This is a genomic window from Xanthomonas sp. BRIP62415 (assembly GCF_003993515.1).
In the GTDB taxonomy this organism is placed as follows: domain Bacteria; phylum Pseudomonadota; class Gammaproteobacteria; order Xanthomonadales; family Xanthomonadaceae; genus Xanthomonas; species Xanthomonas euroxanthea.
In genome coordinates this window covers 152,889-166,132 of sequence record NZ_QEZH01000028.1, presented here as the reverse complement: position 1 = coordinate 166,132, position 13,244 = coordinate 152,889, and the positions used below count along the sequence as shown (strand labels likewise).

Annotated in this window: 10 protein-coding genes; 3 read left to right on the top strand and 7 right to left on the bottom strand. The window is 66.8% G+C overall.

Going from position 1 to position 13,244, the window contains the following annotated elements; genetic code table 11:
* Window positions 1-19 precede the first annotated feature (19 nt).
* Complete coding sequence (locus EO141_RS13370; protein ID WP_104584167.1) at window positions 20-535, top strand: hypothetical protein; 516 nt, start codon at window positions 20-22, stop codon at window positions 533-535.
* 134 nt (window positions 536-669) lie between these two features.
* Here the strand turns inward: EO141_RS13370 and EO141_RS13365 are convergent, their stop codons facing one another.
* The 7 genes from EO141_RS13365 to EO141_RS13325 form a co-directional block, all read right to left on the bottom strand.
* The gene (locus EO141_RS13365; protein ID WP_104584165.1) at window positions 670-1,080 is read right to left on the bottom strand and encodes an acyl-CoA thioesterase; all 411 of its coding nucleotides are present in this window, start codon (window positions 1,078-1,080) and stop codon (window positions 670-672) included.
* A gap of 379 nt (window positions 1,081-1,459) precedes the next feature.
* On the bottom strand, window positions 1,460-1,786 hold the full coding sequence (locus EO141_RS13360) for a thioredoxin family protein (protein WP_119129833.1): 327 nt from the start codon (window positions 1,784-1,786) through the stop codon (window positions 1,460-1,462).
* On the bottom strand, window positions 1,758-2,243 hold the full coding sequence (locus EO141_RS13355) for a flavodoxin (RefSeq protein ID WP_119129834.1): 486 nt from the start codon (window positions 2,241-2,243) through the stop codon (window positions 1,758-1,760). Before EO141_RS13355 ends, EO141_RS13360 begins: the two co-directional genes overlap by 29 nt.
* Before the next feature lie 89 nt (window positions 2,244-2,332).
* Window positions 2,333-3,376 carry a ribonucleotide-diphosphate reductase subunit beta gene (locus EO141_RS13350; RefSeq protein WP_024940691.1) on the bottom strand — a complete coding sequence of 348 codons (1,044 nt, stop codon included), beginning with the start codon at window positions 3,374-3,376 and terminating at the stop codon, window positions 2,333-2,335.
* Window positions 3,377-3,570: 194 nt separating this feature from the next.
* Window positions 3,571-6,069, bottom strand: a complete 2,499-nt coding sequence (locus tag EO141_RS13340; protein WP_104650307.1) for a ribonucleoside-diphosphate reductase subunit alpha — start codon at window positions 6,067-6,069, stop codon at window positions 3,571-3,573.
* Window positions 6,070-7,328: 1,259 nt separating this feature from the next.
* On the bottom strand, window positions 7,329-8,369 hold the full coding sequence (locus tag EO141_RS13330; protein ID WP_104534912.1) for a DUF475 domain-containing protein: 1,041 nt from the start codon (window positions 8,367-8,369) through the stop codon (window positions 7,329-7,331).
* 105 nt (window positions 8,370-8,474) lie between these two features.
* Complete coding sequence (locus EO141_RS13325; protein WP_127169434.1) at window positions 8,475-11,183, bottom strand: bifunctional acetate--CoA ligase family protein/GNAT family N-acetyltransferase; 2,709 nt, start codon at window positions 11,181-11,183, stop codon at window positions 8,475-8,477.
* A gap of 198 nt (window positions 11,184-11,381) precedes the next feature.
* Between EO141_RS13325 and EO141_RS13320 the strand changes: the two genes are divergently transcribed.
* Both EO141_RS13320 and EO141_RS13315 read left to right on the top strand, forming a co-directional pair.
* Window positions 11,382-12,167, top strand: a complete 786-nt coding sequence (locus EO141_RS13320; protein ID WP_104584155.1) for a DUF4198 domain-containing protein — start codon at window positions 11,382-11,384, stop codon at window positions 12,165-12,167.
* A gap of 139 nt (window positions 12,168-12,306) precedes the next feature.
* Window positions 12,307-13,188 carry an EF-hand domain-containing protein gene (locus tag EO141_RS13315; RefSeq protein ID WP_127169433.1) on the top strand — a complete coding sequence of 294 codons (882 nt, stop codon included), beginning with the start codon at window positions 12,307-12,309 and terminating at the stop codon, window positions 13,186-13,188.
* The last annotated feature ends 56 nt before the right edge of the window (window positions 13,189-13,244 follow it).

The window sequence follows — 13,244 nt, the reverse complement described above, 5'->3', positions numbered from 1 at the left end:
CTCCCTCGCCGTCGTCATCATGAAGCTGCTCAGCCATCTGTTCCGTGCCGGTCACTTCGTGATCCTGGCGTTCTTCGTGCTGTGCGCGGCGGGCCTGGTGACGATGGCCGGGCTGGAGTTGTGGCATGGCTTCACCCCCGGCGGCGACATGGTGGTGCGCGACCGCTTCAACGTGGTGCTGGAAGCCGTCGGTCTGCTCACGGTGGCATTGGTGACGCTGGAGCTGGGCCAGACCATTTTCGAGGAAGAGATCCTGCGCGACGTCAAGGTCAGCGGGCCGACACGCGTGCGCCGCTATCTGTCGCGCTTTTTTGTGGTGATCGTGATCGCGCTGGCGATCGAAACCCTGGTGTCGATCTTCGAGCTGATGCACGCCGATCCGGCCAAGCTGCCATATGCCGCGGCGGTTGGCTCGTGTGCGGCATTGCTGCTGATTGCCTGGGGCGTGTTCGTCAAGCTCAATCGCAGCGCCGAAGAGCTGGAACCCGAGGCGATGGCAGAAACCAAGCGCGAAGATCGCGAGGTCGAGGAATAGGCCAGCGCAGGCGGCTGCCGGTTACGCAGCCGCATCTTGCGGGGTACGCATGTGCACCTGGTGCGCCCTGCCATGCGCGCATGACAGGTGCCTGGCCGGCTGCACCGGCGACGAGAACAGCGCTGGTTGCAGCCTCAGCCCTTGTCCGTCATCGGGAGTGCCGGCACCGAGGTCGGCTTGCCGTCGTCGCCGAGCGCGATCATCACGAAGTGGCCGCGGGTGCACAGCTCGCGCACGCCGCTGAGCAGGTCCTCGGCGATCAGTTCCACTTCCACCTTGATCGAACTGCGCCCCACCGACACCACCCGCGCGATGGTTTCCACCATCTGGCCCTGGCGGATCGGCAGCTTGAAATCCACCTGGTCCGAGCGCGCGGTCACCACCGCACGCCGCGCATAGCGCGATGCGGCCAGGAATGCGGCCTTGTCCATCCACGCCAGCGCCTGCCCGCCGAACAGCGTGCCCATATGGTTGGTGTGGTTGGGGAACACGATCTCGGCCATGCGGGCTTCGATCGGTGGCTGGGTCTGCAAGCTGTCTGACATGAGGGGTTCCAGTGGAGAGGCGCTGCGTGCCAAGGCGATTGCAGCAGCCTGACACAGACAGGATAGGCGGTCAGCCGCAGCGGCGTACGCCGGAACGCAGCGCAGCGGTGATTGGCGGCCATCTTGCCGACGCAGGCGCTACGTTGCGCTTGCGCGCGGCTGCCGTTGGCGTGTTGGCCGGTGGCCGGCATTCGGCGTGGCTGTCGTGTACCGCCGCGCGCATGATGGGGTTTCTCGGGACGGCGGTCGCGGCCGGGGCCGCTCCTACGTGAGCATCAGATTGCGTCGCGCTCGCTCGCTTAGGCGGCGGCATGCAGCCACCTTTCCGATGCAATGGCGTGCAACCGCAAGCGCGCAGGCGGCTGCGCGCCACGGTGGCTCAGAGGCTGGTCTTGACCGCAGTTTCCACCTGCGCCGGCGACTGGAAGCCGGGCAGGCGCGCCACCTCGCTGCCATCGCGGTACAGCGCCAGGGTCGGGGTCTGGCGCAGGCCCAGGCCGCGGAAGAACTCCTCCCCCACCACTTCCAGCTTGACCTTCAACAAGGCCACGCCCTCGGCGGCCTCGCTGTTGGCGAACTTGTCCAGCGACATGTCGAGCATGCGGCAGCCGGGGCAGTTGTCCTTGTAGAAATCCACCAACGCGCGCGGATGCGCGGCCAGGGTGGCGGTGTAGTGCTCAGGCGACGTGACGGTAATGGTGTGCATCGTGGGGATCGTGTTGGCATTGGGCCAGGACCTCGTCGGTCCAGGCGGCGATGGCCTGCGCGTCGCGCACGCCGTGGGGCATCTGTTCGATGGTCAAACGCGGAAACGGGCTGGCGAAGAACTGTGCGATGCGATGCACTGCACCGCAAAAATAGTCCTCGCCCCACTGCGTTTCGCCGGTGCCGAACACCGCCACCCGCGGCGGCTTGCCCAGCGTTTCGACCAATTCGACGATGAAACGTTTCATCTCTGCCGGCGTGCGGCCACCGTTGTCGGTCCAGCTACCGAGCAAAAACAGCTCGTACTGCCCGGGCGCATGCGGCACCTGCTCCAGCCGCTGCACGTCGGTCTCCAGCCAGGTCACCGTGTGCCCGGCCGCTTCGCAGCGCAGCGCGACACTGCGCGCGACATCGCGCGTGTTGCCGCTCAACGAGGCCAGTGCGAGCAGGATGTTCATGGGGCAGGGATTCGGGAATGGAGAATGGGGAATCGGAAGAGCGCGTTATTGCCTGCTTTTGCCATTCCCGATTCCCTATTCCCGATTACTCACAGATCGTCGAAGCCGTTATCCGAGTTGGTCTTCTTGTACGAGGCATTCCGCATCTCGAAGAAGTCGGTCTTGGTTTCGGTGAAGTTGTCGGCGTAGGCCTTGATCCACGGCATCACGTTGTCGTTGGCGCCTTCGTACAGCTTCTCGATGCCGAGCATGCCAGCCATCTTGTTGGCGCGGTACTTCACGTAGCGGATCATCTCGTCCACGTCGATGCCGTCGATGCCGTCCAGCACTTCGGCGGTCCACTGGGTTTCCAGGTCGATCGCGTGCTCGAAGGCCTTGTGCACGTAATCGGTGAGCTGGTCGCCCTGCAGCGCCTGGTTCTCGCCGATGATGGCGCGAATCAGCTCGCTGATGAACTTGGAATGGGCCAGCTCATCGCGGTTGATGAAGCTGATGATCTTGCCGGTGCCAGTCATGCGGTTCTGGCGGACCAGATTGTAGAAATACGCAAAGCCGGAATAGAAGTTGATGCCTTCCAGGATCGAGGACTGGATCAGCGCGCGGATCAGCGTTTCGGCCGTCTTGTCGCGCATGAAGTCTTCGTAGGCGCCCATGATCGGCGCATTGCGCTTGATGATGGTCGGATGCGTGCGCGCGATCTCGAACACGCGGTTCTGGTCGGCCAGGCCGGTGATCGAGGCCAGCACGTAGCTATAGCTCTCGTTATGGATCACTTCCTGCTGGCCGATGATCGCGGCATTGGCATGCGCGGCCGGGTCGGTGATGTATTCGGCAACGTTGTAGATGAAGCGCGTCTGCGGCGAATCCAGCGTGGCCAGCAGGCCGATGATCGAGTCGTAGGCATTCTTCTCGCGCGCCGACAGCTCGTTGTACTGGCGCGCGTCGCCCTTCATGTCCACTTCGTCGGGGATCCAGAAGTTGGTCGACAGCTCCTTGTAGGCCCGATAGAAGGACGGGTACGGGATGTCGTTCCAGTTGAGGATGCCGGAGGTTTCGCCATTGATGATGGCGGTGGAGCGGTTGGGGTGACGCGGCTCCAGGATCTTGATGCGCTCAAGCGGTGTTGCGGACATGGGTCTCTACTCGTGTTTCAGGCGTCGCGCGCGCGTGCAGCGGGGACGACGGCAGCAATCATTCTGGAAGAAAGCCCCCTGCGTGAGGGGGCGCGCCGAAGGCGCGGGGTGTGGGAGCTGGTGAAGCAGGGTCCACGGTTCGCAACGCGAACCGTGGAAGCGAAGCGCGAATGCGCTTCGCTACTGCATGCGCTTTAGCTCGAACACCACTCGCACTCGCTGATGTCGATGTCGTTGGAACGCACGTAGTACGTGGTCTTCAGGCCTTCGCGCCAGGCGGTCATGTGCAGGTCCAGCAAGGTGCTGGCACGGATGGTACTGGGCACGTAGAAGTTGAAGCTGATCGACTGGTCGACGTGGCGCTGGCGACGCGCGTTCTGGCGCACGCTGGCGAACTGGTCGACCTTGTAGGCGCCCTTTTCGTAGTACGGCCAGGTTTCCAGCGACAGGCCCGGAGCGGCGACCGGACGGCGGAAGTCCTTCTTTTCTTCGTAGTAGAACGCGCTGTAGATCGGGTCGATCGAGGCGGTGGAACCGGCGATCTGCGCGGTGCTCATGTTCGGCGCAACCGCCAGCATCCAGGCATTGCGCACTCCATTGACGGCCACCTGCGCGGCCAGCTCCAGCCACTGCGGGCTGTTGTAGTCGCGCGCACGGAAGTACTCGCCGGTGTGCCAGTCGCTGCCGCGGAACACGCTGTAGGTGCCCTTTTCCTTGGCCAGCTCCATGCTCGCCTGCACGGTCAGGTAGTTGATGCGCTCGTACAGCTCGTCGCTGTAGTCCTCGGCTTCCTTGGCATTCCAGTGGATGGACTTCTGCGCCAGCAGATGGTGCCAGCCGAAGGTGCCCAGGCCGATGGCGCGGTACTTCTGGTTGGTGATGGTGGCCTGCGGCACGGGCAGCTGATTCAGGTCGATCACGTTGTCGAGCATGCGCACCTGGATCGGGATCAACCGCTCCAGCACGTCGGCGCCCAGCAGGTCGGCCTGGTCGGCCTGCACGGTGATCGCGCGGCCCAGGTTGATCGAGGACAGGTTGCACACGACGAAGTCGCCGGCTTTCTTGGTGGTGACGATCTGATTGCCGCTGATGATCTCCTGCATCATCCGCGTCGGGCTCATGTTCTGCAGGATCTCGGTGCACAGGTTGGACGAATAGACCATGCCCTCGTGCTTGTTCGGGTTCTTGCGATTGACTTCGTCGCGGTAGAACATGAACGGGTTGCCGGTTTCCAGCTGGCTGACCATGATCCGCTTGAAGATCTCGATCGCCTTGACCGTCTTGCGGGTGATGCGCTCGTCGGCAACCACTTCCTCGTACTTGCGACGGAAGCTGCTGTTGGCGTCGCCCTTCTTCTCGTCGTAGAAGTCCTGCAGGTACCAGCCCTTGATCCGCTTCACTTCGTGCGGATCGAACAGATACCAGTCGCCGCGACGCTCGACCGCTTCCATGAACAGGTCGGGGATGCACACCGAGGTGAACACGTCATGCGCGCGCAGGCGCTGGTCGCCGTTGTTCAGGCGCAGATCCAGGAACGCCTCGATGTCGCGGTGGAAGATGTCCAGATAGACCGCGATGGCGCCCTTGCGCTGGCCCAGCTGATCCACCGACACGGCGGTGTTGTTGAGCTGCTTGATCCACGGCACCACGCCGCCGGAGGAATTGGACACGCCGCGGATCGCCGAACCGGACGAACGCACATAGCCCAGGTACGCGCCCACGCCGCCGCCGTGCTTGGACACGCGCGCCACGTCGGTGTTGGAGTCGTAGATGCCCTGCAGGCTGTCGTCGACGGTGTCGATGAAGCAGCTCGACAGCTGGCCGCCGACCTTGCCGGCATTGGCCAGGGTCGGGGTGGCCACGGTCATGTACAGGTTGGACAGCGCCCAGTAGGCCTCGCCCACCAGCTGCATGCGGCGCTCGCGGCTGCCCTTGCCGTTGCCGATCTCGTCCTGCATCAGGTACAGCGCAATGGTCAGCCAACGCTCCTGCGGCAGCTCGAACACGCCGCGCGAGTTGTCGGTGGCCAGGTAGCGCGTGGCCAGCAGGTACAGGCCGTTGTAGGCGAACAGCTTGTCGCGCTCGGGCTCGATCATCTTGCCGGCTTCGATCAGTTCGTCCTTGGAGTAGCGGCGCAGGATGTCGTTGGAATAGACATTGCGGTCAGCCAGGCTCTCCTGCAGGCCGACGAACGAGCCGTACTTCTGGCTGGCGTCGTAGAAACGGTTGCGGCTGGCGCGCTTGTACAGGCGGCGCAGGTACAGACGCGCGGCAAAGTGCTCCCACTCCGGGGTGGTCAGATCGACGCGGGCCTCGGCCTCGCGGATCAGATGGTCGACCAGGTCGTCGGCGTTGACGCTGTCCTTGCGATCGACGAAGCCGAACACCGAGCGCTTGTAGTCGGACACGTCCAGCTGCGGGAATTCGGCATGGATCTGGTCGATGGCGCGCTCCAGGCGCTCCGGCTCGAACGGGATCCGGCGGTTGCCGGCTTCCTTGGTGATCCAGGTGGCGACGGCTTGTTCTTCGATGGTCTGTGCGTGCATTGCAATGGCTTGGCGGGGAGGCGGCACGATATCCGACGGGTCGGTCAATTCCGGCGCGCCGCAACCGGGCACGCTGACACCGGCGGGAACGCTGGTGGGTGTTGCGGTACCGGCGGCGATCGCGGCAAGGGTGTCGTTGGTGGTCATGCGTCCTCCATGCGTAGGCACACGAACCCGGCTGGGGGACGGGCTGCGGCCGGATCCGGACTCCCTGGACAGCGATGGCGGTGCGCAACGACCAGCACGCAGGACACGGGGTCCGCGGCGGCATCGCCTCACCAGCCATCTCCTTACCGGAGATTCCACGGCCGCCACCGCGCGGTGTGCTGTCGCGCAGTGGTCGGTGGCGAAACAACAGCGGCGCAACGAGACCACGCCGCCTGCTCCAGGCGAGGCCCGGATGGCTGTGATCGTTCATCGCTGCCGCCGCGGAGAGGCGTTTGATTGGCAACCTGCTGCAAATCATGCTCTCACTGGTCCGGACGCCTTGGGGCGACCAACCACCGACTCCCCCAAGATAGTGGGGTCACCCGGAGGGGTCAACACCAAATGTAGGAAATTCCCGAAAACCCTTACAACACAAAGCACTGTCTGACGAACGGTCGGCAAGAGGCTGGGAACCCGTCCAATTGGACTGCGCAGTCAAGGCCTAAACCGGCATTTCCATCGACCAGTTGGGTCCGGTTGGGTTGGCTGCGACACACATCGATGCTGAAGCCGGTCAGTTGGCCGAGACCGCCTCAAGCGGCACCGCACGCCTGGCGGGCCGCCGGTACGCCCAAGCTGCGGGAGCAAACTCGCCGCTGCCGAATCCAGGTGTGCGCCGCCTCTCTCTTTATTGGACGTTGCGGTAGAGGGCCCTGCAGCAAGGACGCGCAGCGTCGAGGGCGCGGTGCCCTCACCGCACCAGACAATTGGCCGGCTGCTTTATTAAAACCATGCACACCAACCATCTCGACTGGTCCTTGCCCGCCCACCGTCGCGGGACCTTGAGCGGCATGGATGCCGCGCCAGAGCCTACAGGGACGTACTTGCGGCGTGTCCTGCGAGGGTGGGCGGGCAAGGGCCCTGCAGCAAACTCGCAGCGTCGAGGGCGCGGCGCCCTCACCGCACCAGACAGTTGGTCGGCTGCTTTATTGAAAACCATGCACACCGACCGTCTCGACTGGCTCTTGCCCGCCCACCGTCGCGGGACCTTGAGCGGCATGGATGCCGCGCCAGAGCCTACACGGACGTACTTGCGGCGTGTCCTGCGATGGTGGGCGGGCAAGGGCCTTGCAGCCAAGCCACAGACCTAACGGCGCCCGCCCGTCCGTCAGCAGCGTCCACCCGATGACCGCGAAGACGCTTTGCGAGCCGCTCTCAAGTGAACCGCCTGACGCCTTTAGCGCGGCCAATGCGCGGGATCAGATCTCGGTCGGGCCGATATGGTGGCGCTTGCGGTAGCGGATCGAGGACCACACCGAGGCGGCGATGAAGGCCACGCCGATCAGGCCGGTCAGCACTTCCGGTACGTGGTACACGGTGCCGACCAGCATGATGATCGCCAGCACGCCGATCGCGTAATGGGCGCCGTGCTCCAGGAACACGAACTCGTCCAGGGTGCCCTTGTGCACCAGGTAGACCGTCATCGAGCGCACGAACATCGCGCCGATCGCCAGGCCCAGCATGATGATGACCACATCGCGGGTGATCGCGAACGCGCCGATCACCCCGTCGAACGAGAACGAGGCGTCCAGCACTTCCAGGTACAGGAAGGCGGCAATGCCAGAGCGCTTGGCCGGGCCCATGCCGTCCTCGCCCTCTTCGGCCTCGAACAGCGCGTCCACGCTGCCGACCAGCAGGTACAGCAGGATGCCGCCCAGGCCGGCGAACAGCACGCTCTGGAAGATGGCGTCGGGCAGGAACAGCTTGGTGCCCAGCAAGACCGACACCGCCACGATCACCGACATCGCATCGGCCTTGCCCAGCTTGCCGACCAGCCGTTCCACCGGGCCGAGCCAGTGCAGCTTGCGCTCCTGGTCGAACAGGAAGTTCAGGAACACCAGCAGCAGGAACATGCCGCCGAAGGCGGCGATGGACGGGTAGTTGTCGGTCAGCACCTGGCTGTAGCGGTCCGGCTCCTTCAGCGCCATCTGCATCACCGGCACCAGGCCCATGCCGGTGGCCACCGACACGATCACGATCGGGAACACCAGGCGCATGCCGAACACCGCGATCAGGATGCCGACGGTGAGGAACAGCTTCTGCCAGAACGCGTTCATGTGCTTGAGCACGCCGGCGTTGACCACCGCGTTGTCGAACGACAACGACACCTCCAGCACGCTCAGCACCAGGCATAGCCACAGGGCCTGCCAGATGCCCATCGCGGAGGTATGACCCCACCAGGCAGCCAGGCCCAGGCAGATCGCTGTGACCAAGAACGACATTCTGAAATCGCGAAACATTGACACTCCCAGGCGGGCCAAGACGACAGCCGGAGCAACGGGCCGGGGCGAGGCCCGGCAGATCCGGCATGCGGTGAGGAGGGGGGACCGCGGCGTGACCCAAGGTCAGGCCGGGCGTGGCTCGCCCATTATAGGGAGTGTCACCGCCATCAGGGTTGCATCGTCCGGATCCGGGCGTACCCCGAAGCCCAGGCTCTGGCACATCGCCAGCATGGTGCGGTTCTCGCGCAGCACCTGGCCTTCGATCTGCTTCAGGCCCAGCCAGCGCGCGTACTCGATCATGATGCGCATCAGCTGCCAGCCGATGCCGTGGCCCTTGAGGTCGGAGCGGATCAGGATGCCGTACTCGCCACGCTCGTAATCGGCGTCGGCATGCAGCCGCACCGCGCCGAGCATGTCGCCGGTCTTGGGGTCGATGGCCACCAGCGCGATCGAGCGCGCGTAATCGAGCTGGGTCAGCCGGGCGATGAATTCGTGGCTGAAATGCTTGACCGACTGGAAGAAGCGCAGCCGCAGGTCTTCGTCGGTGACCCGCGCGAAGAACGCGCGGAACAAGGCGTCGTCCTCCGGGCGCACCGGACGCACCAGCGCATGCGTGCCATCGCCCAGCCCGATCTGGCGCTCCCACTCCTTCGGATACGGGAAGATCGCAAAGCGCGGATGGCCGCGGCCCTTGTGCAGCTTGCGCGCCGGCGCCACCGCCACGCGCGCGTCCAGCGCGATCACGCCATCGCGGTCGGCCAGCAACGGGTTGATGTCCAGCTCGGTGATTTCCGGGATGTCGGCGGCCAGCTGCGCCAGCTTGACCAGCACCAGCGCCACCGCGCGCTCGTCGGCCGCCGGCACGTCGCGGTAGGCCTTGAGGATGCGCGAGACCCGCGTGCGCCCGATCAGCTCGTGGGCCAGGCGCAGGTCCAGCGGCGGCAACGCCAGCTCGCGGTCGTTGATCACTTCCACCGCGGTGCCGCCACGGCCGAACACGATGGCCGGGCCGAACACCGGGTCGTCGGCGATGCCGGCGATCAGTTCACGCGCCTTCGGCCGCAGCACGGTGGGCTGCACGATCACCCCCTCGATCACCGCATCCGGCAGCGCAGCGCGCGCCCGCGCCAGGATGCCGGCCGCCGCCTCGCGCACCGCCGCCACGCTGGACAGGTTCAGGCGCACGCCATCCACATCGGACTTGTGCGCGATGTCGCTGGACAGCACCTTCAAGGTCACCGTGCGGCCGACGGCCAACAGCGGGTCGGCCAGCAAGGCGGCCTCGTTGGCGGTGGCGGCCACCTGCAGCGGCACGATCGGGATGCCGTAGGCGGCCAGCAGGCGGTTGGTGGCGACCGGGTCCAGCCAGCGCCGGCCGGCCGCCAGGGCGTCGTCGACCACGGTGCGGGCGATGGCCGCATCCACCACGAAATCTTCCGGCAGGCTGGGCGGGGTCTCCATCAACGCCGCCTGCGCCTCGCGATAGCGCACCAGGTGGGTGAAGCCGCGCACCGCGTCCGATTCGGTCGCATAGGTGGGCACGCGCGCGGCGTTGAGCGCGGCAATCGCCGCATCGTCCTGGCCCAGCCATACCGCGAACACCGGCTTTTCGCGCTGGTAGCGGTTGCGTTGGTCCAGCGCGCGGGTCAGCGCCTTGGCCGCATCGGCCGAGGAGGTGAACGCGGTCGGCACGTTGACCACCAGCAGCGCGTCGTTCTCCGGGTCGTCCAGCAAGGCTTCGATCGCCGCGGCATACCGCGGCCCATCGGCATCGACGATGATGTCCACCGGGTTGCTGCGCGACCAGCCTTGCGGCAACGACTGATCCAGCCGCTCCAGCGTCTTGGCCGACAGCTCGGCCAGGGTGCCGCCGCGCAGCACCAGCTGGTCCACCGCCAGCTGCCCCACCCCGCCGCCATTGCTGAGGATGGCCAGCCGCCGGCCGGGAAAACTGCCGAGCCGGCCCAGCGTCTCGGCGGCGGCAAACAATTCGTCCAGCGCGCCCACCCGCAACAGGCCGGCACGCGCGAATGCGGCGCCATACACCGCATCCGAGCCGGCCAGCGCCTGCGCATGCGTATCGGCATTGGGATTGATGCGGAACTGGCGGCCCGACTTGACCACCACCACCGGCTTGGCGCGCGCGGCGGCGCGGGCGGCCGACATGAACTTGCGCGCATCGCCGATGCGTTCGACGTACAGCAGGATCGCGCGGGTGCGGTAGTCGGTGGCGAAGTAGTCGAGCAGATCGCCGAAATCCACATCCAGCGTATCGCCCAGCGACACCACCGCCGAGAACCCCACCGAGCGCGCCACGCCCCATTCCACCAGCGCGGCGGCAATCGCGCTGGATTCGGAGATCAATGCCAGGTCGCCGGCCTGCGGGCAATGCGCGGCGATGCTGGCATTGAGCCGCGCATGCGGGGCGATCACGCCCAGGCAGTGCGGGCCGAGGATGCGCATGCCCTTGGCGCGCGCGGCCGCTTCCATCCGCGCGGCCGGCGAGCCGGGGCCGCTGCCCAGCCCGGCGGTGAGGATGATCGCCGCAGCCACCCCGCGCCGCGCGGCGATGGAGACGATGCGCGGCACGATGCGCGCCGGCGCGGTGATCACCACCAGGTCCGGCACCCACGGCAGATCGGTCAGCCGCGCCACCGTGCGCACGCCGTCGATCTCGGTATAGCGCGGGCTCACCCAGCCGATCTGCCCGGGAAACCCGGCCGCGCGCAGATTGCGCACCGCCGCCCGCCCGGCCGAGCGATCGCGCGGGCTGCCGCCGACCACCGCCACGGTGGTGGGACGAAAGACCTGCTGCAGGTGGTAGGTACTCATGGCGAAGAGACGGCGGGGAAAGCGGACACGGTACACGTCGGCCCGAGCGCACGTCATTGATCCCGCGCTGGAGAAGCGCGAAGCAGCGCCTGTTATTGTTGTGAACGATTCGCATTTTCGTTAATATCGTGTGGTCAGCCAGCTTCCTGCGCCGCCCCGCGCCCTGCCGCCAGCGACCCACTCGGAACAGGGCCCCCCATGAAACTGCTGACCTTGTCGGCGCTGCTGCTCGCTGCCTCCGCCTCTGCGCACACCCCTTACCTGGCACCCAACACCTTCACGCCCCAACCGGGCCAGACGGTGACCCTGGACGCGGCCTTCGCCGAGACCTTCTTCGTCCCGGAGGCGGCCTTCGACCAGAGCCACTTCCGCATCACCGGGCCCGACGGCCGCGATGTCGCGCCAGCCCGGGTGCAGGCGCTCGACACCCGCACCGTGGTCGAACACACCCTGGGCAAGCAGCCCGGCACCTACCGGGTCAGCACCGGCCTGCGCGTGGGCGCGCAATTCCGTACCTGGGAGCTGGATGGCAAACGGCAGACCGTGCGCGATCCGAACGTACCCATGCCCAAGGGCGCCACGCTGCTCGCCAGCTTCCAGTCGCGCACCCTGGCCGACACCTATCTGAGCATCGGCAAGCCCGATCGCACCGCGCTGGCGCCGCGCAACCGTGGCCTGGAACTGGTGCCGGTCTCCCATCCCAACGACCTGTATGTCGGCGAGCGCTTCGTCTTTACGGTGCAGTACGACGGCGTGCCGCTGGCCGGGCAGACCGTGGACATCAGCGAGGCGGTCTGGACTTCCGACCGTACCCCGACGCTGGTCAGCCTGACCACTGACGCGGCCGGCCGCGCCACGATGAAGCTTGACCGCGCCGGCACCTGGCTGGCGCTCTCCCGCCACCGCACCCCGGCCCCGGCCGACGCCCCGGTGCGCGAGTACAGCAACAGCACCACGCTCACCTTCCAGGTGCTGGAGCCGTAGCGCCGCGCAACCGCTGCGGCGGTTGCATGCCCCACTGGCCCGACTTCACCGGCGCGGTGTCTCCGCCCGGCGTACCGACACGTCTGCAGGCCCAGCCAGCGCCACGGCCCGCCACCGTTTCCCCCTCAAGAGGCAATCCATGAACACTGGCTCCCTGGCCGGCGCGTGCCTGTGCGCGCTGCTGCTTCCCGCAACCGCACTCGCCCAGTCCGGGCCGCGCCCGCTGCTCGGCGGTCACGGCAACAACGTGCAGGCCTTCATCACCCAGCATGACGACGACCGCGACGGCCGCATCACCGCCGCCGACTTCGCCGCCTTTCGCCGCGCCCGCTTCGACGCCACCGACCGCAACCACGACGGCAGCGTCGACGAGGACGAATACGTGGCCGAATTCCGCCAGCGTCGCCAGCAGGCGCTGGAGCAGGAACGCAGCGCGCAGGCCGCGCACGGCAGGCAGCGCTTTGCCGCACTCGATGCCGATGGCGACGGGCAGGTGGCGCGCGCCGAATTCGACGCCGCCGGTGCGCAGGACTGGGCGCGCGGCCAGGCGGCGCTGACGGCGGCGGCCAAGGCGACCCCTGGCGACAGGACACAGGCCTTCGATCGCGATGGCGGCCGCCCCGGCATGCCCGACAGCCAGTCGGCCGAGGGCTTCCTGGCGCTGTACGACGAGAACGGCGACGGCAAGGTGGGCCGCAAGGAATACGCCGGCCTGCGCGCGGCGCAGTTCGCCAGCGCCGACGGCGACCGCAACGCGGCGCTGTCGCCGGACGAGTACCGGGTGGAGTTCGAAGACCGCCTCAACCGCCGCCTCACCGCGCTCGAGCAGGCCGACGACCGCCAGGTGCATGTGCGTTTCAAGGTGCTCGACACCGACAAGAACCAGCGCATGACCTTCGCCGAATATCAGGCGTCGGGGCTGCGCACCTTCGCCCGCGTCGACCGCAACCACGATGGCGTGGTCGATGCCAGCGATGGCGCGCTGCCGGCGCCGGCGACCGCGCCGGCCCGGGCCGACTGACCTGCCGCGCGGGCCCCTGGCGCCCGCGCCCCCTGGCCCGCCGCTGGCGGGCCCAC